Source organism: Clostridium sp. UBA1652, from assembly GCF_002320975.1.
Lineage (GTDB): Bacteria > Bacillota > Clostridia > Clostridiales > Clostridiaceae > Clostridium_T > Clostridium_T intestinale.
The window spans coordinates 66,110-90,554 of the sequence record NZ_DCLI01000079.1 but is presented as its reverse complement, the minus strand read 5'-3'; the positions used below and the strand labels follow the sequence as shown (position 1 = coordinate 90,554).

The window sequence follows — 24,445 nt, the reverse complement described above, 5'->3', positions numbered from 1 at the left end:
TGAAAAAAACTTAAATTATTAATTATTACACAAAACTATTGAAATATTTTGATATTTAAGTTTATAATATAAAAATATAGATATAGTTAAAGATGATGATGAGAAAGAGTACATGTGGAAAACTTTTAAGAGAGCTGAAGAATGGTGGAACTTTAGTAAGGGGTCTTTATGGAAGCAGTCTTTGAATCTTACATTGAGAACTTAAGAATTATTCTTAAATTAGATGTCAACGTCGACCTCACGTTATAGAGGATAGAATATTAAAAGTATTCTAACTGAGTGAGCAATTTATTGCTTATTAGGGTGGTACCGCGGAGTAGAGTCTTCGTCCCTTTATTGGGATGAGGACTTTTTTTATTTAAAAAAATTTGATAAATAGGGGGCATTTTAAAATGGATGAAATTTTAGAGATTTTAGAAAAGAATAGTAGGTATACAGATGAGCAAATAGCTGTTATGGCGGGAAAAACTGTAGATGAAGTAAGAGATGCCATAAAAGATTATGAGGAAAGAAGTATAATAGCTGGATATACTACTTTAGTAAATTGGGAAAATACAGGAAAAGAAACTGTGACTGCATTAATTGAAGTAAAGGTAACTCCTCAAAGAGGGGAAGGTTTTGATAAAGTTGCAGAAAGAATATATAAGTTTTCTGAGGTTAAAGCTTGTTATTTAATGTCTGGAGGTTTTGATTTAACAGTAATAGTTGAAGGAAAAACAATGAAGGATGTTGCTATGTTTGTATCTGAAAAACTTGCAGTTCAAGAATATGTTTTAAGTACAGCTACACACTTTGTTCTTAAAAAATATAAAGATCATGGAACAATATTTAAAGAAAAGCAAATAGATGATAGGGAGGCTATATTTATATGATTTTAGAAAATATGATATTGGATAATGTTAAAAATATGCCTCCATCAGGAATAAGAAAATACTTTGATATGATAAATGAGATGAAGGATGTTATTTCACTTGGAGTAGGGGAGCCTGACTTTGTAACTCCTTGGAATGTTAGAGAAGCTGGAATATATTCCTTAGAGCAAGGACATACACATTATTCTTCTAATGCAGGGTTTGTTGAACTTAGACATGAAATTTCAGGTTACTTAAATAGAAGATTTAATTTAAAATACAATCCAGATGATGAGATAATAGTTACTGTAGGTGGAAGTGAAGGAATTGATATAGCACTAAGAGCTTTAGTTGGACCAGGAGATGAAGTTATAATTCCAGAACCAAGTTTTGTTGCTTATAAAGGATGTACTGCTTTTACTGGAGCAACACCTAAGGTTTTAAATTTAAGAGCCGAAGATGAGTTTAAATTAACTCCTCAGATGTTAGAGGAAGCTATAACTCCAAAAACAAAGGTGGTTATAGTTCCGTTTCCGAATAACCCTACAGGTGCAATAATGACAAGAGAAGAACTTGCAGGAATAGTTGAAGTTTTAAAAAATAAAGATGTAATAGTAATATCTGATGAAATATACGCAGAGCTTTCTTATGGAGAGGAACATGTTTCAATAGCATCTTTTCCAGAAATGAGAGATAAAACTCTTGTTATAAATGGTTTTTCAAAGGCATATGCCATGACAGGGTGGAGACTTGGATATGTTTGTGGTCATCCTATTTTAATAGAAGCTATGAAGAAGATACATCAATATGCAATAATGTGTTCACCAACAGTTGCTCAATATGCAGCTATTGAGGCATTAAAAAATTCTGATAGTAGTGTTAGTAATATGGTTAAGGAATACAACAGACGTAGAAGAGTTTTGGTAGATGGATTTAGAAAGATTGGATTAGATTGTTTTGAACCTTTAGGAGCTTTTTATGTATTTCCAAGTATAAAATCAACTGGAATGTCATCAGATGAATTCTGTGAAAAACTTCTTATTCAAGAAAAGGTATTAGTAGTTCCAGGAAATGCATTTGGGGATTGTGGAGAAGGTTTTATAAGAGCCTGTTATGCATCATCCATGGATAATATAATAGAGTCCTTAAAAAGAATTGAAAGATTCGTTAAAAATAATTAAGTATAGAATATTTAAAACTGAGATTATTGAAGTTAATCTCAGTTTTTCTGTTTAGAAGTTGATATTTGAAACTGATTTGTTTTCCCCATTTTATAGGCTAATTCTATCATGGACTTTTCTTCATAAGTAAGTTCCCTTGAAAACATCTTTTCAAACTGATTAAATAAGCTATCTTTATCAAGTTTAGTTTTAGGCTCAGTATTTCTAGAGTTATTATAAGAATAACGTGAAATAAGTTTATTTAAGTTTGAAGAAGAGCCTTCACCAGAATTAGATGAGTTGATTTTTTTAAAGATTTCTGCTGTATATAAAGCATCATAAAATGCATCATGAAAATTATTGCTAGTAGGAATATCAAATATTTCAGTTGCAGAACTCAAACCTATATTCATTCCTTTTTTAAAGTTAAGTTTATTAGAGGCATGTCTTTGGACGTTTATATATAGTTTTGGAAGGAGAGATACATCTAAACCATGATAAAGCGTATTTCTATAAAGTTCTTTTATATCAGATACTCCCCAAACACATAGTACGCTTTCACCATCAAAAAGTTTAGTTAAATCATTAAAAACATCTTTAAAGGATTTTGAAGATGATAAGTTATTCATTGATATACCTGTTAACTTTTCCACATATGGATTTAAAGTTGTATATAGTTCAGGTTTAATAAGTGAATTCATGGTAGATATAGTATTAAAGTGGTCGTCTAATTTAATTAAACCTATTTGAATGATTTCAAAAGGCAATTTATAATTGATTTCATTTCCTGAAGCGTTAAGAGCTTGATTAAATTCTAAGTCTATTATTATATAGTTCATTTCTTTACTCCTAAAAAACATGTATAAGATTAATATTAACTTATTAAAATATCTTTATGTAAGTCTTATAGTATTGATAATAATATAGTATTAAGTTATAATTCAATAAAAATATAAACATAATTGGAGGATAACTATAGAATATGTTAAAAATCTGGGGAAGAATAATGAAAAATGGCAAGATAATCAAGGATGATGTTGTTTTTTCAGATATAGATGGGACTTATCAAGAGAATTTAAAGCAATGCTTAATTCAGTTATGTGATAAATTTGATATCTCAAAACCTTACTGGTTACCTATAAATTTAGATCAATATAATCAAAGAAGCAAAACAATATTTAATGAACATAATTTCATAGAAGATATTGATTTTGATAAATTTGTCATTCAAGAAATAGATGATAAAAAATAACAAACGTTAAAAAGATGTATCATATAAAAACATTTGTGTTTTATGATACATCTTTTTATATTTAAGCAGCAATATTTAAAAACTCATTTATTGATATTGAATATTGGGCTTCAACCTTAAAATCTTTCTCTTTTTTAAATCCTATATTCTTAAAAACATTCATGGAACGATGATTTTTATATTTGATTTTTGCAATAACTTTATCTGCCCTCCAGTGAAAAAATGAGTGTTTTAATCCTTGGAAGATTGCATTTGTACCAAGACCCATACCCCACTTTTCTTTTTCTCCTATAACGATAACCATTTCTACAACCTTTCCTTTAGGAATAAGTTTAAGAAATCCAATTGGAGAATCATCACCTATAGTTAAAATAAAGAAACTTCCATTTTGACTAAATAAATGAGTTAAAACAGGCAGGTTCACCCTGCTCATGACTTGTCTAATGCTATTACCTACATTCTGATCTTCATTTAGATATTGAGTTACATCTGAATCCTCTAACCATTTTATAAGTTCAAAGGCATCTGATGAAAAAACTTCCTGCCGTAATAGCACATTACCAGCCTTCATTAATACATCTCTCCTTAAAATATAATAAAAAACCTATAAAAATAGGTTTCCACTTATATGGAAATACTATCACCAAAATTATGATTAGTAAAATAGATAAAATAGTGTTAGGGAAGTTTAACTTCGGAAGTTAGCATATATCTTAACTTATCTTCTAAATCAGTACTGCACTATAAAGATAGATGATTTATAAAACGAAAAATAACAAATCATAAAGAAAAATGTTTATTTTATTAAAGAATATTAAGAAAATTAATGATATAATACAAATATATCAATTAATTGTTGATAATTTTAAATGTATTAACTGATTAGGATTTGGTTTTTAAGTTTTGTTTAATGGCCATAAATAATGGCATTAATATATAAATTAAATACTTAGTGTATATTTTGAAGGAGGAAACTTAATGTTACAGTATCAAAAAAACAACGACGTTTTAGGAACCGTTAACAGAGGAAATCCAGCAGAATCGGGGCTATGCACTCTATGTAGAGCAGATTGTAATGGAAAATGTGAAAATTGGATGTCAAGTATGAAGGGAAGAAAAATACTGTATCCAAGAGATTTTGGAAAAGTTACAGCAGGAAGCTCTAATATAAATCATATTGGTGTCAGTTATAGTAATATTAGAATTCAAGGATATAACTACGGAGCAAGTGGACTTGCAGTAAATCTGACTAATAATGCAGATGATTGCATATTCCCTAACGTTAGTTTAGAAACTGAGTTTGGAAAAACACATAAAACAAAATCAAGAATTCCTATTATGACAGGGGCATTAGGGTCAACATTTATTGCACAAAAATATTGGAGATCTTTTGCTGTTGGAGCAGCTTTAGTTGGTTTTCCTATAGTAGTTGGAGAAAATGTAGTAGGAATAGATAAAGATGCAGTTATAGAAGGTGGAAAGATAGTTAAGGCTCCAGAATTAGATAGAAGAATTAAAGAATATTTAAAATATTATGATGGATATGGTGCTATAATCATTCAAATGAATGTTGAAGATACTAGAAATGGTGTAGCGGAATACGTAATAAATAAATATGGAGATAATGTAATTATAGAATTAAAATGGGGACAAGGTGCAAAAAATATAGGTGGAGAAATACAAGTTAATTCCCTAGAATATGCGTTGTTCTTAAAAGATAGAGGATATATAGTAGATCCTGACCCAAGTATAAAAGAAGTTCAAGAAGCCTTTAAAGCTGGTGCTATAAAAGCTTTTGCAAGACATAGTAGACTAGGATATACAGACCTAAATAGTGTTGATGAAGTAAGAGAAGAGTTTATGAAGTCAATAGAAGGATTAAGAAGTTTAGGTTATAAGAGGATTACTTTAAAGACAGGTTCCTATGGAATGGAAGCTTTAGCTATGGCTATAAAGTTTGCAACAGAGGCTAAACTTGACTTACTTACAATTGATGGTTCAGGAGGAGGTACAGGAATGAGTCCATGGAACATGATGGAGTCATGGGGTGTACCATCAATAAATCTCCATGCTAAAGCTTATGAATATGGAAAAATATTAGAGGACTTAGGTTATGATGTAGTAGATATGGCATTTGCAGGTGGACTTGCTAAGGAAGATCAAATATTTAAAGCGTTAGCATTAGGTGGTCCATTTACTAAGTTAGTTTGTATGGGAAGAGGATTAATGATACCAGCTTTCCTAGGAGCAAATATAGAGGGCGTTCTATATCCAGATAGAAAAGATGAGATAAATGGTAATTGGAATTCAATGCCTAAACATATCTTAGATGAATTTGGAGGTACTCCTGAAAAAATATTTGCAGGTTACTACGATGTAAAGAAAAAAATAGGGGAAGAGGAAATGAGAAACATTCCACTTGGGGCTATAGCTGTATGGACTTTAGCAGATAAACTTTCAGCAGGCTTACAACAGCTTATGGCAGGTGTAAGAAAGTTTAATGTAAGTGATATTTCAAGAGAGGATATATTCTCAGCTAATAGAGAAACGGAAAAAGAGACTGGAATTAAGTTCATGACTGATGTAAAAGATGAAATTGCAAAGGAAATATTAAAAAGAAAATAATTAAACAAACTTTAGGGAAAGATGTTGTAAACTTATATTTAATTAGTTTGCAGCATCTTTTAACTTTACATAAAATATAGAAAATTTATTTAACATTAAGATTACAAATGTGTTAAAAATTAACATAATATTAACAACATTTTCCTTTAAACTGAATTAAACTATACTTGAGAGTCTAAAAAAGAAGGGGGAAACATTTTGTTTAAATTTTTTAAATCAAAAAAGCTTATTTCTTCACTGGTTGCTTTGTTTATTGGTTTTAACTTAGCAACACCGACACTTAAGGCATTTGCGGAAACTGGTAGCGATTCCATAAATGTAGAATTATTAGCTACAAGTGATCTACATGGGAAGTTTTTCACATGGGATTATGCAACTAACAAAGAGGATAAGACAGGTAGTATGGCGCAACTTCAGACTATACTTAAAGGACTTAGATCTAACAATCCTAATTCCATTTTAGTTGATGCTGGAGATACTATACAAGGTAACTCATCTCAATTATTCTTAAACGATCCAATTCATCCAATGATTCTTGGCATGAATGAAATGGGATATGATACTTGGAGTTATGGTAATCACGAATTTAATTATGGAGTTCCTACTCTTAAAAAGATTACTTCTGAATTAAATTCAAAGACAACAGCTTTATGTGCAAATGTATACGAAAAAGATGGCGTAACAAGACTTGCAGAACCTTACAAAATTGTTGAAAGACCAGGATTAGATGGTGATACAGTTAAAGTTGCAATATTAGGAATGGTTACTCCTAATATTGTAAGATGGGATGCTGCTAATTTAAAAGATTATGTAGTAACAAATCCTGTTGATGAAGCAAAAAAATTAATACCAGAACTTAAAGAAAAAGCTGATGTAATAATTGCGGTAGTTCATATGTCAGAAAGTAATGAATATGATGAACAAGGGTCAGGAGCTATAGATTTAGCAAATGCTTGCCCTGATTTAACTGCAATAGTTGCAGCACACGAACACAAAGCAATGAATCAAACATTCCATAATAATATTTTAACTACCGAAAACAAAAATGGAGCAGCAACTTTAGCTCAAATGAATATAAAACTTGTTAAAAAAGATAATAAATATGTAGTTGAAGATAAAACAAAAGATGTTACATCTAAACTTGTATGGGTTCAAGATCAAACTACAAAAGCTATAAACTATGAAGCAGATACAGATTTATCTTCTAAGTTTATGCCGTACCATGAAAGAGCGAAAGCAGATGCAGAAACAGTTATAGGAACACTTAAAGGTGGAGACTTAGTACCATCAAATGAGGTAAGTGGAATTCCTAGCGCTCAAGTTCAAGATACAGCTATGATTGACCTTATAAATAATGTTCAAATGAACTACACCGGTGCAAAAGTAGCTTCTTCTGCAATGTTTAATGCTAATGCAAACATCAAAGAAGGAAATATTCAAAAATCAGGATCAGCATTAATCTATCCATATGATAATACTTTATATAAACTTCAAATGAATGGAAAACAACTTAAAGCTTATATGGAATGGTCAGCGAAATACTATAACCAATTTAAACAAGGAGATTTAACAATATCCTTTAATCCAAATGTAAGAGCATATAACTATGATATGTTTAGCGGAGTTAAATATGATGTTGATATATCTCAGCCAGAAGGAAGTAGAATTAAAAATCTAACCTGGGCAGATACAGGAAAAGCTGTTAAAGAGGATGAAAGTTTTATTATTGCAGTAAATAATTATAGAGCTAACTCACATCTTCTAAAAGCTGGAGAAGTATATAAACAAGGAGAAGAACTTCCAAAACTTATAGAAAGCGATGTACAAGGTGGAGTTGGAGTAAGAGATTTAATAGGACAATACATTAAAGACGTGAAAGGTGGAACTATTACTCCAGAAGTAGATAATAACTGGAAGATAATAGGCAACAATTGGGACTCTGTACAAAGAGCTACAGCAGTTAAGTTAATAAATGATGGTACATTAAAATTACCAACATCAGAAGATGGTAGAACTCCAAATGTTAAATCTATAAACTTTAGTGATTTAAAAGGATTAGGATATAAAAATATTGATGTGGTATCCTTTAATGATTTCCATGGTTCACTTAAAGAAGAGGGGAAAAACATTGGAGCGGCTAAATTAGCTCAAGCTATAAATGATGTAAGAAAATCAAATCCTAACACAATAGTTGTTGCTGGAGGGGATATTTACCAAGGAAGTGCTATGTCAAATCTTAAATATGGTAAGCCAGTATCAGATATGCTTAAGGCTATAGGAATTGAGGCATCATCAGTAGGAAACCATGAATTTGATTGGGGGCTAGATTATATAAATCAATGGGCAAAAGATGGAGAATTTGATTTCTTAGCATCTAATATATATGACAAAGCTACAGGAAAACCTGTAACTTGGGCAAAACCTTATAAGGTAATAGAAAAAGATGGAGTAAAAGTTGGTCTTATTGGACTTACTACACCAGAAACAGCATACAAAACAAAACCTGAAAATGTTAAAAATTTAGAGTTTAGAGATCCAGTTAAAGCTGGTAATGAATGGGCTGCTAAGCTAAAAAGCGGTGAAGTTCCAGAAGGTAAAGTTGATGTAGTAATAGCTTTAACTCATCTTGGAGCAGCTCAAGATTCAAAAACTGGAGTTATTACTGGGGAAGCAGCAGATTTAGCTAAAGGTGCAGTTGGAATAGATGGAATAATTGCTGCACATACACATTTACAAGTAAGTGGAACAGTTAATAACATTCCGATAGTTGAAGGTTATTATAATGGAAGATCACTTGCGAGATTAACTATAAACTTAGATTCAAGCAATAAGATTTTAGGGGTAACACCATCTAGAGACGATCTTTATACAAGAGTTGCTACTTTAGCAGTTGATGGTACAGTTAAGGGGATTGTTGATAAATATAATGAAGAATTAAAACCTATACTTGATGAAGTTGTTGGTAGCACAGATAAAGATTTAACTCATGATAAAAATGCTCCAGGAGTTTCACTAATAGGACAATGGACATCAGATGTTATGAAAGCAAAAGCTGATACTCAAATAGCTATAACAAATGGTGGTGGACTTAGAATACCATTAATCGAAAAAGGTAATATCACTATGGGTAAAATGTATGAGTTGATGCCATTTGATAACACCTTAGTAAAAATGGAACTTAAAGGTTCAGATTTAAAAAGAGTTTTAGAAAATGCTATAGGAAATGAATCTATAGGATGGGGACAATTCACAGGAGTAAAGGTATATTATGATATAAATAAACCTTTAGGAAGCAGAATACTAGGAATGTACCTAATGGACGGAACTAAGGTTGATATGGATAAGTACTATACTGTAGTTACTAATGACTTTATGGCAACTGGTGGAGATGCTTATGACTTTACTGGTGCTAAGAATGTATTAGATACAGGAATTCCAATAAGAGAAGCCCTAGTTGAAAGCTTAAAAGAGCTAAAGGCTAAGGGTAAAGAATTATCAGTTACTAAAGTAGAATATGCAATAGCTGGACAACCTCCAACTTCAGGTGGAAATGAAGAACCACAAACTCCAGGAAATAATGGTGGAGAAACATCAGGAGGAAATCTTCCTAAAACAGGTTCATTAATAGATTTAGATACTTTGGGAGGATTGGGAGCAGTTATAGCAGTCCTTGGAACAGTTGTATTAGTTAGAGAAAAGAGAAGAAGAAAAACAATAGCATAGTTGATAGTAGTTAACATGAGGCCCATCAAACAAGAAAGTTGTTTGATGGGCCTCTTTTGCAGTTAAGTATTGAATATGAAAATATTCAAGCAAAGCAGCTAAATGAAAAGCTTAGTAAGTACAATGAAGGAAAGATATGAGTAATTAAAAGTACTTTTGTAGGTTTGGTAAGTTTATGAAGAGGTAGAATTCATCGCTTTAGTACTAATATGTGAGCATATAAGTGAATTTAATAATAGGATCTTCTTTACTATAATATAAGTAAGATGATTAAAAAGTGAGGTTTTATTATGAAAGATATTATTATTAGAGAGGCACAAGATAAGGATATTAGTAAAATAGCGACTCTTATTTACAATACTGAGCCAGATCCTAAATACGTTTGAGGGGGAGAAACTCCGGAGGAAACATTAGAAAACTTAGAAGAACTAATCAGAGAAGAAGATTCAAGGTATAGTAAAGAAAATATAACTGTAGCTGCTTTTAATGATGAAGTTTTAGGTGCAATAGTTATGATACCCTATGAAGATTTAGATAAACTAACAATTAGAACTGATTTTAGAGTTATTAATTGGGTTGAAGGATTAAGAGATAAGCTCTATTTTTTAATGAAAAGAGTTAATTATATAAGATTTCGTGAATGTAAAAAAGGTGATTTATATGTATCTAATATTGCAACTTCGTCTAGAGCAAGAGGTTTAGGAATAGGTAAAGCTCTTATGAAATATGCTGAACAAACCGCTAAGAAGGAAGAGTACAATGGTGTTTCGCTATTAGCTAAGAATGAACAGGTATCAAAATTCTATGAGAAGTTAGATTACAAAAAGATATATGATAAGATTACCTTCGGTGAAAGAATAATAAAGATGGCTAAGTTTGTATAAGATAAGAGATGTTGTGTGATATCATGCAGCATCTTTTTTGTTTTCTTCATATAATCTTTAAAAAAACTTGATATAATTTAAGAGAATCTATAAAACTAGAGGTGAAACATGAACAACATATTGATAATAGAAGATGAAGAAAAGGTTGGAGAGGTCATTAAGGCCTATCTAGAAAAAGAGGGGTATAAGGTGTACCATGAAACAAGAGGACTGATGGGCCTTGAACTGTTCAAGAAAATAGATTTCAAACTTGTTATATTAGATTTGATGCTTCCAGATATCAGTGGAGAAGAAGTTTGCAAGGAAATAAGAAGTTTTTCTGATAATAAATCAGAGGTATATCTGTACATGTTAACTGCAAAAGGGTCATTAGAAAACAAGATAGAAGGCCTAAATATGGGAGCTGATGAATACTTAGTTAAACCCTTTAGCCCTAGAGAACTTACAGCAAGGGTAAATGCATTATTTAGAAGAATAGGAGCTTTGGATAAAGCCGATATACTTTCTTTTAATGATGGTAAACTCATAATAAGCTATGATGAAAGACGTGTCTTGATAGATGGGAAAGGGATATCAGTTACTCCCAATGAGTTTGATATCTTATATGTATTAGCAAAAAATAACGGAAAAGTACTAACAAGAGAACAACTTATAGATAAGGTTTTTGGCTTAGATTTTGATGGATATGATAGAACAATAGATGTACATATTAAAAATCTCCGTAAGAAGATAGAGGAAGATAGCAAAAATCCTAAATATATAATAACTGTAATGAAGGTAGGTTATAAATTTGGTGGTGATAGTTAGTGCAATCAATTAGAAGAAGATTAAGTATACTGTTTGTTGCATGCTCTATTATAGCTATTCTTTTTATAATTCTGTTTGTTAATCTTACTATAAATAATAAGTTTAATAAATACATGCAGGATATACAAGATAAGAGGTATGAAAGAATAGTTGATTACATGCAGGAAGTATATAAGAAAGATGGAAAGTGGAGTGAGAGTTCGGGAAAAGAGTTAGCTCATGAAGCTTATATGGGAAGTTACTGCATCACTCTTTATGATAAAAATAAGGATGTTGTATGGGGCATGGACCCTAAAGATATAAAGTTTAACTCCATGATGATGGAGAATAATGGAGTATATTCAACTAAAAAATTTGATATAGTTGTTGATAATCAAATAGTTGGATATGTAGACATAGGACAATATTCCTCTGTATTATTAACAGAAGAGGATATCAACTTTAAGTCATCTATAAATAAGAGTATCATCTTAAGTGGAATATCAGCTACGATATTAATAATAGGTATAAGTATGTATTTCTCTAAACAGTTTACATCTCCTATTAAAGAGGTTATAGATAGGTCTGTAAATTTATCTAATGGGGAATTTGAAGGTACATCAAACATGAAAACTAATATCAAAGAATTAGAAGAGCTAAAAAGCAGTATTGATGTATTAGCTCAAAAACTTAGTAATCAAGACAAACTTAGAAAACAACTTATTTCTGATATGTCCCATGAAATAAGAACGCCTCTAAATGTACTTCAAAATAATCTAGAAGCAATGATAGACGGAGTTTTTCCAGTTACAGATGAAAGACTTAGTTATCTAAATGAGGAAGTTATAAGATTTGGAAAACTTCTAAATAATCTAGATACTCTAAAGGAATTTGAATCAGAAAGCATAAGATACAACTTTGAAATAATAAATTTAGAAGAACTACTAGATGATATATGTAAGGATTATTATATGATTTCCAAAAGAAAGAATATACAACTTAGTTATTTTGTAGAATCAAAAAATGACTTTAGTATTTCTGCTGATGTTGATAAGTTAAAGCAAGTTTTTATAAACCTAATATCAAATGCAATAAAGTTCACTAAAGAAAAAGGTAACATATCTATAAGATTATACTCGGAGAATAATAAAAGTATAGTTGAGATTCAGGATGATGGAGTAGGTATTAATAAGGAGGATTTGCCTTTTATATTTGAAAGGCTTTATAGAGGAGATAAAAGCAGGCACAAAACAGAAGGCAATGGTATTGGACTTACAGTAGTTAAAAGTATACTGCAGATGCATTCTGCAAAAATAGAAGTAGAAAGTGAAGTTGGAGAAGGAACTACCTTTAGAATATATTTTGAAGAAGCCATTAGGAATTAAATTCTGATGGCTTCTAATTGTTTGATATGGAAAATAATATAATATAAGTATATAATTTTATTAAAAGGAGGGAATGTCGTGGAAAATAAAAATACAAAAAATATCGTAAGAGCAGCAATACTATTAGCAATAGCTATAGTGGTACAGTTTATAGGAAAAAATGTTCCAGAAGTAAACCAATTTTTAGTTGGGCCTTTAGTAAACAGTGTACTTCTGTTAACAGCATTTATCTGTGGAACTAAATGGGGAGGAATAACAGGAGCTTTAACACCTATAATGGCATTACTTGTTGGACAACTTGCCTCACCAATGATGCCTTTTATACCTTTTATAATGATAGGAAATATTTTATATGTAGTTGTATTTGGGTTATTAAAAGATAAAAATTTTGGTCTTTATATAGGAATTTTAGCAGGGGCATTTATTAAATTTATATTCTTATATTTATCAGCTACAAAGCTTGTGTATGTATTTGGATTAAACCTACCAGAAAAAATATTAGCAAAACTTGCAGTGTCAATGGGCTTTACTCAATTCATAACTGCAATAGCTGGTGGAATTATAACTGTAATCATTATAAAAATACTTAAACAAAGAAAGGTTATTATCTAAGATGTACTGGAATTATCTAGTACACCCTACATATTGGTGAAGACTTATGAAGATATTAAGATACCTATTAATTTTTATTCCAATCAGCATAGTTGGGGAGTTTTTACACTTTTCACCTACAATAATGTTTTTACTTGCAGCACTTGCAATAGTACCTTTAGCTGGATTAATGGGAGAGGCAACTGAGGAAATATCAGTATACACAGGCCCTAAGCTTGGAGGATTTTTAAATGCAACCTTTGGTAATGCTACTGAACTTATAATATCATTTTTTGCACTAAAACAAGGACTGTTTGATGTGGTTAAAGCCTCTATAGCAGGATCTGTTATAGGAAATATACTTTTGGTACTTGGAGCTAGTATATTAGCTGGAGGAATAAAGTATAAAACTCAAACCTTCAATAAAAAGGTAGTAGAAGTATCCTCAAGTATGCTTTTATTTGCAGTAATTGGACTTGCTATCCCTGCAATATTTACTCATACGGTGAGTCCAGAACTTTTAAATAGTACATATGAAGGCTTAAGTATTGTAGTTGCTGCAATCATGTTTATTATTTATTTACTCAGTTTATTTTTTAATTTTTATACTCATAAGGATGTTTACGCAGTTGAGCATGAAGAAGAAGGAGAGGCTAAGTGGTCTTTAAAGAAATCTATTTTGGTTTTAGTATTTGCAACAGTTTTAATAGCTGTAGAAAGTGAATTTTTAGTAAGTGCAGTGGAACCAATGACAGAAGCTTTGGGATTAAGCACCTTCTTTGTTGGTATAATTCTTATTCCTATCATAGGAAATGCAGCTGAGCACAGCACTGCTATAGTGATGGCAATAAAAAATAAGATGGATGTAGCTATTGAAATTGCTATAGGATCAAGCCTGCAGATAGTTTTATTCGTAACACCAGTACTTATATTCTTAAGCTTATTATTTACTCCTATGGATATAGTTTTTAATGAGTTTGAGCTTATATCTCTTATAGTTGCAGTACTTATAGCTAATAGAGTAGCAAGTGATGGAGAATCAAATTGGCTTGAAGGAGTTCAACTATTAGCAGTATATGCGATAATTGGGGCGGCGTTTTTTATATTTTAATTTTGATAACTATAGGGGGATTTTATGAGTGAAAACAAGATAGAGAAAGAAAGAGAAGTATGGAACAAACAAAAAACTGTAGGTGAGAAAAAATTTATAGTATTTAGAACAGTGCAGTTTACTGCATTTATGATAATATTAATTATTGGATTGCATGTACTCACAAATTACATATTTGGTGTACCAAGTTATAATATTGTAAAAGTTTTTTTGTTATCAGTACTATATATAATGATACTAATATTTCTAGGCATAAAAATGAGTTCTTCAATATGGGTTAAACAAACAATAAAGTTTGATGGAATTCATGGTCTAGTAACAGAACTAGAAGACATTGAATTAAAAAACCTCATTTTAAAAGGTGAGAAAATCATGGCTGCTAAGCGATACAGGATAGTTACTGGAGCTAAACTTAGAGAAGCTATAAGATATGTGGATTTAATAAGTGAGTATTATACTGAAAAGAAAGATTAAAGGGAGTTCAAGTAACTCCTTTTTATTTATTCTTTTTATTGTCTAAAGCAAGTCCAATTGCGATACCGAGACATAGTCCAAGTGCTAATTGGTCAAATAATATTCCAAATAAAAGTCCAATTCCGACAAAAATAGGAAAATAGTAATTGTTATTATTTTTATTATTGTTGTCACTCATATAATTCACCCCTATAAATTTATAACTGATGTGGTGTATAAACTATTTTATTAAAATAATGTTTTCTTTATTATATATGACTTATATGGGAAAATATACTGAAATAATATTTATATAAATGTTGGATGGAATACTATTAAACTTACACATTCATCTTTATAAAATGATAAAATATTAAGTAATACTCAAAAATTCTGTAACCACTTTTTCACCACATGATAACATATATTAACTGAAAAAAAGTAGAATTATGTGATAAAATTATAATATGTAAGAAAATTGGATATAATTACAGAAAAGTTAGATAATCGAGGTGAATAATGAAGGATATTGCGAACATACTAGAAAGAATTGTTGATAATGTTGAGAATGTAATAATAGGAAAAAGAGAAACTGTTGAGTTAGTTGTAATTTCTTTGGCGTGTAATGGACATGTTCTTATAGAGGATATCCCTGGTGTTGGGAAAACTAGTCTTGTTTCAGCTCTTGCAAAATCAATAAATGCAAGTTTTAAGAGAATACAATTTACACCTGATATTTTGCCATCAGATATAACTGGATTTACTATGTTTAATCAAAAGACTAGAGAGTTTGAGTATCGTCATGGTTCAATAATGAGTCAAATAATACTTGCAGACGAAATAAATAGAACTTCACCTAAAACTCAGGCAAGTTTACTTGAAGTAATGGAAGAAAATCAAGTAACAGTTGATGGTACAACATATAAGGTTCCTAAACCTTTCATGGTTCTTGCAACTCAAAATCCAATAGAGTATCTAGGTACTTATCCCCTTCCAGAGGCACAACTTGATAGATTTTTAATGAAGATATCAATAGGTTATCCTAAAAATGAAGATGAAAGTAGAATACTTGCAAATCTTCAGTATGAAAATCCACTTAATAATCTTAGTTTTGTTGCAGATAGCAGTGATATAATTTGGGTTCAAGAAGAAATCAAAAAGATTCATTTAGATGAAAGCTTAAGAAACTATATAGTAGCTATAGTTGAGAAAACTCGTAATCATCCTGATGTAGTTATAGGTTCAAGTATAAGAGGATCTATTTCTCTATTTAGAGCAGCACAGGCGTGGGCTTTCTATAATAGCAGAAATTATGTGATTCCTGATGATATTATAAAAATGATGGTACCAGTACTTTCTCATAGATTAGTTTTAAGTCAAGGAGCAAAGCTTAAGAAAATTGGACCAGAAGATATTCTTAAAGATATAGTACAAAGTGTACGCGTTCCTATGGTGAGATAGATGAAAGCAAATAGAGTTTCATATATATTCATTCTTTTCATGGTACTGATGTTTGTATACTATTATGGAGGTAAGGTTCCATATATGCTCTTATATACAGTACTAACCCTTCCTATAGTATCATTTTCAAATCTTGTTTTTGGATATTTTGGTTTTAAATATTCACAAGAACTAGAGAGAAACTCAGTTGAAAAGGGGGAAAAGGTAAAGTACATCTTAACTGTTATAAACAATGGATTATTTCTTCTTCCATATGTGAATATAGAATTACATGACAGCGCTAATAACAAATCCCAAAAGGCGTCAAGTAAAAATGTGTTCATCCCTCCTTTTAGTAAAAGAAGATTTAAGCTTGAGTATATTTATAAATATAGAGGAGAATTTCAAGTAGGAGTTAAGACCATTGAAATGAGGGACTTCCTCGGAATATTTAAATTAAGATATAAAGCTAAAAAACCTCTTAAAGTCAAGGTTTATCCTAGAGTTATAAATATAGAAAGATTTTATGTAAGGGAAGATATGCACGCTTATAACTCTTTAAATCACAAGGGTATATATGAGGATACTTCTGTAGTTGATGAAATAAATAAATATAATTATGGAGATAGCTTAAATAGGGTACATTGGAAGCTTACAGCAAAGATGAATGAGATGATGGTAAAGAAGTTTGAAGGAACTGAAGCTCAGAATCTACTGTTTATATTTGACCTTAAGAAAAACTCTTATAAAGAAGAAACGAATAACCTAATTGAAGATAAACAAATTGAGGCTTCAATTGGGGTTTTAAAATATCTGATAGATACTAGTGCTGAAGTTAAATTTTCTTATTACGACAAAAAGATAGTTAATTTGGAATGCAGAAGCCCTATGGATTTTGAAAATCTTTATAGATTTTTTTCCACAGTTAAGTTTAATCAAGATATAAATATTGAAGATATTATCACCCTTATGGTAGATGAAAATGTAAATATGCAAAACATACTTATAGCAACTTCAAATATAAGTTATTCACTTTATGAAGTTTTATATAAGGTAAAAACGGCTAGTAATAATATAGGATTAATTTATGTATCTCCCAAAGAGATTGAAGGCGAAAGTGAGGATATAAGCGGAATTCTAAAAGGGCTAAAGGAGATTGGAATAAGCTTATATTATATAAATATAACAAGTGATATAAAAACTGTGCTTGAAAATGGAGGGGATATAATAGATGAAAAAATTTAAGAATACTTTTATAAATGTAATAATGAGTATATTCTTTAGCTTCAGCTTTATCCACTCAATTATTCAGATTACAGTTATGAAGTCAAGTTATAACTCATTATATGTATTTATAGTGGTTTCTATATTTACCTCCATATACACCATCATATTAAGAGATAAAAGAAATGAAAAAATTTCAGCTTTAGCTTTTTTCTTAATTTCATTAGGTTTATTTCTTTATTTTATCAAAAATCAACAAACCTTTAAGATTATCGAAAGTTATATAACTGGAGAAGAAACTCCTACAATAGAACATCAAAAATACATCTTTTTTGGAATAGCTATTGTTGTTTCACTGTTAGTATATATATTTACAGTTAGAAAGTTTAACTTCTATTTTCTATTGATTGTGGGGGGAACTTTATTTTCCATACTATGGATCAATAAATTCTTTATTAAATCATCTTTTTATCTTTATGTATTTCTGATTTTGCTTTCCTATTTTAAGCATATATACATAAGAAATATTCCTAAAGATAAAAGAAGTTCTAGTGAAGTTCCAGCATCATTTTTACTTTCAGCTCTTCCAATATGCCTAGTGATTTTTATATTTGCCTATATGATTCCTCCTTTAAGCAATGAAGACATAAAGTGGAAGTGGATGGACTTAAAGATAAAGTCAGCTCATAGCTATGTTAGAACAAAACTAAATATAAATACCACAAAACCTTTTAACTTAAGTTCTACAGGGTTTAATCCTAAAGGTTCAAAACTAGGAGGAGATACAGATCTTGATAATACACTAGTGATGAGTGTGGAGTCCCCTAGGGGAGGTATATATTTAAAGGGTGCAGTAAGAGATACATATACTGGCTACTCCTGGGAAACTAGTGATTCAGAGCTTACGAATTTAGGGGAAGTGAATACACTTTTATCATTTAATGAGGATTTACTTGAACTATCGGAAGGAAGCAAACTTATACTTGATGGGCCTATTTTTTTAGATGAGCTTTTTGATAAGGTACCAATAAAAATCACTTATGAAAATCTACAAACAAATACGATTTTTGTACCATCAAAAACTGAGGAGTTAAATTTTGGTGATAAAAATACAAGAGTTTTTGTTGATAATTATGGAGTAGTATCTAGTGACATTTTATTTGATAGACGATTTGAGTATATGGTGAATGTCTATGATATCAATAAAAATAGAGAACAACTGGATTATCTAGGTTCAAAAAGCAGCAGAGGACTATATAGAGATTATTTAAGTGGAGCTAAAAAGAGTGGTCAGTATGCTTTAAGTTCATCATCACAATGGAATATTAAAAAGTATGATGAGATTTCAAATGATAGGTATTCGAAATATTTAGAAGTTCCAGCTAGTGTACCAAGTAGAGTAAAAGAACTAGCTTTAGAAATAACATCTAAGCAAAAAAGTGATTATGATAAAGTAAAAGCCATTGAAAGTTATCTATCTCAAAACTATAAATACACCTTAAAACCTGGAAGTGTACCTCAAGGGAGTGATTTTGTAGATTACTTTTTGTTTGATAAAAAAGTTGGCTATTGCACATATTTTGCTTCAGCTATGACTATTTTAACTCGCTCTTTAGGACTTCCGGCTAGATATGTTGAGGGATATGTTCTTCCCAATAGTCCAACTTATGGTACAACATATCAAGTTACAAATAATAGAGCACATGCTTGGGTTGAGGTTTATTTTGAAGGTTTAGGTTGGATTCCTTTTGAACCTACAGCAGCATTTTCACAAAATTTAAGTCAAGAAGCTGTTGCTAATCCTATAAATAATCCTGTAGATAATAGAGAAAATCAACCTGAGAGAAATGAAAGCTCCTCAAGTACCAACAAGAATTTAAGAGAAGAGAAGGAAGAGGAAACTCAAACAGTTAATAAAAGTTCTGATCCTAAAAACCTAGGTTTAAAAGTTGGCTTAGCTATATTTTTAATATCAGTATTATGGATAGCAGGCTTTTCTCCAATTAAACGAAGATATTATATGGATAAATTAAAAAAATTAACTACTGAAGAACAAGTATTAGAATTTTATGATTATTTTTTAAAAGCTCTTTCTGTTCAAGGACTTAAGCTTGAACCAGGAGAGACTCCGCTAAAATATTCGATGAGAGTAGTAGAAAACTCCAATTTATCAGAATTTAATAGCGTAACTTATATATTTATAAAGGCTAGGTATAGTAATACTTCTGTTGATGAGAAGGAACTAAAATTTATAATAGATTTTTATAATAAGTTTCCACATTACTCTAAGGAGAGAATAGGAGTATTTAAGTTTTTTCTTTATAGCAAGATACTTGGAGTGATATAAATATTAGATTACTTTTAGAGTAAGTTTTTGTGTAAATGCTATAACAGTCATAGTGAAATAAAAACATTATAAAACCCCAATATAACGAGATCATTTGTAGTGATTGTTATATTGGGGTTTTAACTATTTAATTAAATAAAAAAATACTTGACCGTTCATTCTCTTATTGATATACTCAGTATATAAATTAAAGAACGGTCATTCTTTAATTCTAAATTATGAAAATAAGTTCAAATAAAGAAAGTATATGTTGGGAGGTAAAAATGGGAAGAAGCAGAGAGTTTGATGAAGAAGTTGCTCTTCATAAAGCGATGGAATTATTTTGGGAGCAAGGTTATGAGAAGACATCTATGGGAGACTTAGTGGATCATATGGGAATACATAGAAAAAGTTTATATGATACCTTTGGTGATAAACATACCTTATATCTTAAAGCTATAGATTGCTATAAAGAATATATCCAAGAGAAGATAAAAGAAAAAACGCTAAATGCTGAAACTTCAAGTAAAGCTATAGAAACTATTTTTGAATATGCTATTGGAGGAGAAAAAGATAAATCATTAGGATGTTTACTTGTAAATGCAACTACTGAACTGGCGCTAAGAGATAGAGAGGTTGAGGAAAAGACAGAAGAGTCTTTTTTAAGAACAGAGAGTCTTTTTGCGGAACTTGTTCGAAAAGGACAACAGACAGGAGAATTTTCAAAAAACTTTAATGCGGATGATTTAGCGGGAATTTTACATAGCACACTGCTTGGAATTAGGGTATATACTAGAACTTCAGTGAGCAAAGAAAAGTTACATCATATAGTAGATAATTTATTGGCTATGTTTAAAAATTAATTAAGAGGAGAGTATTTTTATGAAAACATTATTTGATTTAACACAATTGTCAGGAATGAATATGAAGAACAGATTTGTTCGTTCAGCAACTCATGATGGTAGAGCTGATAGCTTAGGACATGTTACAGAAAGGCTTATTAATCATTATGAAGAACTTGCAAAAGGCGGCGTTGGAACCATTATAACTGGGCTAACAAATGTAACAGATATAGAAAAAATTGTTCCAGGACAAATGGCAATTTATAATGATTCATTTATATCAGAGTATAAAGAACTTACAGATGTCGTGCATAAGCATAATACTAATATTATTATGCAACTTGTTTGTAATGGAGCTCAAAACAGAAGTAATAATGAAGGTGCATTATGGGCGCCTACTGTAATTGAAGATTTAGCATCAATGCCTGGAATAAAAGAAATGACTAAAGATGATATAGAAATTATGAAAGAAAGCTTTGTTAATGGAGCAGTAAGAGCAAAAAAAGCTGGTTTTGATGGAGTGCAATTACATGTAGCACATGGATATTTACTTAGTCGCTTTTTAACTCCTTATTTTAATAGAAGAACTGATGAATATGGTGGAAATATAGAAAATAGGGCAAGAGTGGTTGTGGAGATTTGTAGTGGTATTAGAGAAGCAGTTGATCCTGATTATCCTATTCTAGCAAAAATAAATTGTGAAGATTTTATGGAGCAAGGATTAAATCTTGAAGAGTGTAAGTATGTATGTAAAGTGTTAGAGGAAGCAGGATTAAGTGCTGTTGAAATTAGCGGGGGGACAGCAGGATCTAGAGCTAATGAAGGAACAATTAGAAGAGTAACTTCAGAAACAGAAGCATATTTTAGAAAACATGCAGAAGAAATTGCAGAAGAAGTGGACATTCCAGTTATATGTGTTGGCGGTCATAGAGATATAGATAACTTAACAGATATTATTAAGGAAACAAAAATTGAGTACGTTTCTCTTAGTAGACCTTTCATAAGAGAACCAGAGCTTGTTAATCGTTGGATAAGTGGTGATAAGACACCAGCAAAATGTATTTCATGTACCAAGTGTTTTGGTGCAGAAACAAAATGCATATTTAATAAATAAAATCATATAGTATGATATTTTGATTGGTACAATCAATATCAAAAATAAAAAACTCAGTGAAGCTGAGTTTTTTGTCTTTTTAACCGAAATTAATACCTTAACATATAATACATGGAACTTTAATTAGGAGATGATGAGATCTATGAGAAAATATGAAAGCAACAAGGTAAAAATAAATGAGTTTGAAGTAACCTCTTATGATGACATGGTACATCCAAAAGGAAATATTGAGGATTTAAGATTGGGATTCATACGACAATATCTTTATGATATAGAAAGTCCATTATTTGAAGAAAGATTAAAGACTTCAAAAGAAAAGTTACTAAAAGAGCTAGATATGATTGATGATGAACTAAAACCTAAAAACATAGGACTTTTGATGTTTAATGAGAAACCAGAAAATTTTATTCAAGGATGTCAGTTGCAGTTGGTACACATTGTAGGACTTACTTCTGATAAGATCATAGAACAGACTTTTGATGGGCCTATTCATGAGAATATAAGAGGGGTTTTAAGATATATGGAAACCTACGTGATAATGTTAAAATATATAGAAGGGGATAGAGTTTACAACTATCCATTAGAGGCGATAAAAGAAGCTGTTGTAAATGCTTTTTATCATAGAGACTATTTAAATGGTACACCTACAGAAATAAAAATAGATAGGGAGAAAATTGTTATTATAAATTATCCAGGACCAGATAAGTTTATAAAAAAAGAGGATATATATAAAGGCGAAGTTTTAGTTAGAAGATATAGAAACAAGAGAATAGGTGAAAGTTTAAAAAACCTTAAGTTATCAAGGGGGATAGCTACAGGTCTATCAAAAATCATGAAAGCAATGAAAAATAATAATTCAAAACAACCTATATTTGAAACTGATGAGAAGAGATCATATTTCATGGTCAAATTATATGTAAATTCTCATTTTATGGATGAAAAAGAAAAACAAGCTGTGCAATCAAATAAAAAGGAACAAAGAGATATTCTTTTAAACAAAAGAGAAGAGAAAATATTAGAACTTTTGGCTCAGGGACCTTTATCAAAGAAAGAACTATCAAACTATCTAGGATATGGAGATAAGAGTGGGAATCTAAAAAGAGCTATTTGTAAGTTGTTAGAACATAAGTTAATAACTTATACTGTACCATCAAACATAAGGAGTAGAAAGCAAAAATACAAACTTATATAAAAAAAGGAATAGGTTTCATGAAGAATCCTATTCCTATAATATACATTTTTAGGGAAGTCGTTTACAAACTCTGCCTGCAAGCTGAAAACTTGCATTCTTAATATGAATATTGAAATAAATTATATTTTGATAATTGCTACATTTAAACTGCGTATATAACTTCATATGTATAAGAGTTTGTAGATAAAACTTATATTGTAATATCAGCTTGTAGTTATATTATAACAATAGAGTTTTCTAAATACAATAGGGCAATTTATTTTTTATTAGATTTTATTTAAAAATATGGTTTATTTAATCTTTAAGTTGGTTCAGATAAGTATAGAAGTCTTTTATTAAGCTAAAATCAGCGATTAGCTTATCAACAAGTTCTTTTGAAAATAATAAGTTGTCTATTTCTTTATTACAAACTAAATATAAGTTTTTTCTTTGATACCACTCATTTATATCTTCAGTTTTTTCTTTATCTAAAATTCGTTTATATTTATCTCCTTCAACAACAAAAACATCTTGTTTTGAGTAAAAAGATATTGCATTTTTGAATGTATCTAAGGAGGCATCAATGTTTTCTCTAAATATTTTCATAGTAGTTGGGTTAGCTTGAAAAAACCCCATTCCATATCTATAGGAATCAGGAGACAGCTCAAAAAAGAAGGCTGGATTTGAGGACCATTCTTTTGATCTTCTTTTAAAGGTTATCCACATCCTAATTTTATAAGGAGATTTATCCTTTGAAAATCTTGTGTCACGGTAAATTTTTGAGATTGTGTATCCAGAAGATGGAGTTACCTCAAGCAAAGGGTCAATAGAAAGGATAAAACTGCTTAAATCCATAACTAAGTATTTCATTGGAGTAAGTAAATGATGTATATATTTTTCTTTATTTTCCTCAAACCACAATTTATTATTATTTTCTTTTAGATTTTTTAAAAAATCTATAGTTTCATTCGAGAAACCTTCAAAGCTTCTCTCACCTATAGTTGACATAGGAAAGCCTCCTTTTATGGTATTTATGTATTTTATATTAGATAATTAAAAGAAAGCACTAGTTAGACATCTTTACTTAAAACATTATTTATAAGATATTTAGCTTCCTTGGCATTTCTTTTACTTACAGTTATAGTATATTGAGTTTCATCATATCTTCTTAAATTTGTACTTTCATCATTTCTTAAGGTACTAACTTTATTGTTTGTATATTCTATATTATTATCTAATAATACTCTAATAACTTTTGATAAATCCTTTAAAGAGTAGCCAATCCAAACATCTTCTTTTTTAAATGAAAACATAAATAACTCCTCCTTTTAATATAAATAATCTTTACTATATTATACCATGTATATACGTACAAGCTAAAATTATGTAATAAAAGCACGAAATTTTGTAATAATCGACCAAGGTCTTAAAAAGGAATAGGTGGAGTATTTAAATTTTCATAGAGACTTTTTTAGGTAAAAAACAGACCTCTAAGAGTACTTAATAT

The 24,445-nt window shown here is 30.2% G+C and carries 22 protein-coding genes and 1 other annotated feature; of the genes, 17 read left to right on the top strand and 5 right to left on the bottom strand.

Annotated features, from left to right (window positions below; all coding sequences use genetic code 11):
* Positions 1-86 precede the first annotated feature (86 nt).
* Positions 87-336, top strand: a binding site (T-box leader).
* Positions 337-392: 56 nt separating this feature from the next.
* A complete protein-coding gene (locus tag B3N22_RS16800; RefSeq protein WP_021800814.1) occupies positions 393-872 on the top strand; it encodes an Lrp/AsnC family transcriptional regulator in 480 nt (159 codons plus the stop codon).
* Positions 869-2,032, top strand: a complete 1,164-nt coding sequence (locus tag B3N22_RS16795; protein WP_238906485.1) for an aminotransferase class I/II-fold pyridoxal phosphate-dependent enzyme — start codon at positions 869-871, stop codon at positions 2,030-2,032. Before B3N22_RS16800 ends, B3N22_RS16795 begins: the two co-directional genes overlap by 4 nt.
* Positions 2,033-2,070: 38 nt before the next feature.
* Here B3N22_RS16795 and B3N22_RS16790 read toward each other — a convergent pair whose 3' ends face one another.
* Positions 2,071-2,850, bottom strand: a complete 780-nt coding sequence (locus tag B3N22_RS16790; protein ID WP_286908832.1) for a 3'-5' exonuclease — start codon at positions 2,848-2,850, stop codon at positions 2,071-2,073.
* A 143-nt stretch (positions 2,851-2,993) separates the two neighbouring features.
* Here B3N22_RS16790 and B3N22_RS16785 point away from each other — a divergent pair, with 143 nt between their 5' ends.
* The gene (locus B3N22_RS16785) at positions 2,994-3,263 is read left to right on the top strand and encodes a hypothetical protein (protein ID WP_073018489.1); all 270 of its coding nucleotides are present in this window, start codon (positions 2,994-2,996) and stop codon (positions 3,261-3,263) included.
* A 61-nt stretch (positions 3,264-3,324) separates the two neighbouring features.
* Here B3N22_RS16785 and B3N22_RS16780 read toward each other — a convergent pair whose 3' ends face one another.
* Positions 3,325-3,834, bottom strand: a complete 510-nt coding sequence (locus B3N22_RS16780; protein ID WP_286908829.1) for a GNAT family N-acetyltransferase — start codon at positions 3,832-3,834, stop codon at positions 3,325-3,327.
* A 407-nt stretch (positions 3,835-4,241) separates the two neighbouring features.
* Between B3N22_RS16780 and B3N22_RS16775 the strand changes: the two genes are divergently transcribed.
* The 8 genes from B3N22_RS16775 to B3N22_RS16740 all read left to right on the top strand — a co-directional run bounded on the left by B3N22_RS16775 (position 4,242) and on the right by B3N22_RS16740 (position 14,842).
* Positions 4,242-5,888 carry a glutamate synthase-related protein gene (locus tag B3N22_RS16775; protein WP_286908828.1) on the top strand — a complete coding sequence of 549 codons (1,647 nt, stop codon included), beginning with the start codon at positions 4,242-4,244 and terminating at the stop codon, positions 5,886-5,888.
* 198 nt (positions 5,889-6,086) lie between these two features.
* Positions 6,087-9,611, top strand: a complete 3,525-nt coding sequence (locus B3N22_RS16770; protein ID WP_286908826.1) for a 5'-nucleotidase C-terminal domain-containing protein — start codon at positions 6,087-6,089, stop codon at positions 9,609-9,611.
* Between the two features lie 431 nt (positions 9,612-10,042).
* Positions 10,043-10,495: a GNAT family N-acetyltransferase gene (locus B3N22_RS16765; RefSeq protein ID WP_073018508.1), complete on the top strand. Its 453-nt coding sequence runs from the start codon at positions 10,043-10,045 to the stop codon at positions 10,493-10,495.
* A gap of 108 nt (positions 10,496-10,603) precedes the next feature.
* Positions 10,604-11,302 carry a response regulator transcription factor gene (locus tag B3N22_RS16760; RefSeq protein WP_286908824.1) on the top strand — a complete coding sequence of 233 codons (699 nt, stop codon included), beginning with the start codon at positions 10,604-10,606 and terminating at the stop codon, positions 11,300-11,302.
* Positions 11,302-12,666: a sensor histidine kinase gene (locus B3N22_RS16755; RefSeq protein WP_286908822.1), complete on the top strand. Its 1,365-nt coding sequence runs from the start codon at positions 11,302-11,304 to the stop codon at positions 12,664-12,666. The genes B3N22_RS16760 and B3N22_RS16755 overlap by 1 nt, the downstream gene beginning before the upstream one ends.
* Positions 12,667-12,744: 78 nt before the next feature.
* Positions 12,745-13,278, top strand: a complete 534-nt coding sequence (locus tag B3N22_RS16750; RefSeq protein ID WP_286908821.1) for an ECF transporter S component — start codon at positions 12,745-12,747, stop codon at positions 13,276-13,278.
* A gap of 46 nt (positions 13,279-13,324) precedes the next feature.
* On the top strand, positions 13,325-14,368 hold the full coding sequence (gene cax, locus B3N22_RS16745; protein ID WP_286908820.1) for a calcium/proton exchanger: 1,044 nt from the start codon (positions 13,325-13,327) through the stop codon (positions 14,366-14,368).
* A 24-nt stretch (positions 14,369-14,392) separates the two neighbouring features.
* Positions 14,393-14,842 (top strand): hypothetical protein, encoded by a 450-nt coding sequence (locus tag B3N22_RS16740; RefSeq protein WP_286908819.1) that lies wholly within the window; start codon positions 14,393-14,395, stop codon positions 14,840-14,842.
* Between the two features lie 22 nt (positions 14,843-14,864).
* On the opposite strand, the gene B3N22_RS16735 is transcribed toward B3N22_RS16740, so the two are convergent.
* Positions 14,865-15,020 carry a glycine zipper domain-containing protein gene (locus B3N22_RS16735; protein WP_286908818.1) on the bottom strand — a complete coding sequence of 52 codons (156 nt, stop codon included), beginning with the start codon at positions 15,018-15,020 and terminating at the stop codon, positions 14,865-14,867.
* A gap of 320 nt (positions 15,021-15,340) precedes the next feature.
* Between B3N22_RS16735 and B3N22_RS16730 the strand changes: the two genes are divergently transcribed.
* From B3N22_RS16730 to B3N22_RS16705, 6 genes are all read left to right on the top strand, one after another.
* Positions 15,341-16,282: an AAA family ATPase gene (locus B3N22_RS16730; protein WP_286908817.1), complete on the top strand. Its 942-nt coding sequence runs from the start codon at positions 15,341-15,343 to the stop codon at positions 16,280-16,282.
* On the top strand, positions 16,283-17,506 hold the full coding sequence (locus B3N22_RS16725; RefSeq protein WP_286908816.1) for a DUF58 domain-containing protein: 1,224 nt from the start codon (positions 16,283-16,285) through the stop codon (positions 17,504-17,506).
* The gene (locus tag B3N22_RS16720; RefSeq protein WP_286908815.1) at positions 17,493-19,832 is read left to right on the top strand and encodes a transglutaminase-like domain-containing protein; all 2,340 of its coding nucleotides are present in this window, start codon (positions 17,493-17,495) and stop codon (positions 19,830-19,832) included. The genes B3N22_RS16725 and B3N22_RS16720 overlap by 14 nt, the downstream gene beginning before the upstream one ends.
* 263 nt (positions 19,833-20,095) lie before the next feature.
* Positions 20,096-20,674 carry a TetR/AcrR family transcriptional regulator gene (locus B3N22_RS16715; protein ID WP_073018520.1) on the top strand — a complete coding sequence of 193 codons (579 nt, stop codon included), beginning with the start codon at positions 20,096-20,098 and terminating at the stop codon, positions 20,672-20,674.
* Between the two features lie 19 nt (positions 20,675-20,693).
* Positions 20,694-21,767 (top strand): NADH:flavin oxidoreductase, encoded by a 1,074-nt coding sequence (locus tag B3N22_RS16710; RefSeq protein WP_286908814.1) that lies wholly within the window; start codon positions 20,694-20,696, stop codon positions 21,765-21,767.
* 142 nt (positions 21,768-21,909) lie between these two features.
* Positions 21,910-22,959, top strand: coding sequence for an ATP-binding protein (locus B3N22_RS16705; RefSeq protein ID WP_286908813.1), 1,050 nt, complete (start codon positions 21,910-21,912; stop codon positions 22,957-22,959).
* Between the two features lie 294 nt (positions 22,960-23,253).
* On the opposite strand, the gene B3N22_RS16700 is transcribed toward B3N22_RS16705, so the two are convergent.
* Positions 23,254-23,946, bottom strand: a complete 693-nt coding sequence (locus B3N22_RS16700; RefSeq protein WP_286908812.1) for a DUF2461 domain-containing protein — start codon at positions 23,944-23,946, stop codon at positions 23,254-23,256.
* Positions 23,947-24,008: 62 nt separating this feature from the next.
* Positions 24,009-24,251: a hypothetical protein gene (locus B3N22_RS16695; RefSeq protein WP_238906456.1), complete on the bottom strand. Its 243-nt coding sequence runs from the start codon at positions 24,249-24,251 to the stop codon at positions 24,009-24,011.
* Positions 24,252-24,445 lie beyond the last annotated feature (194 nt).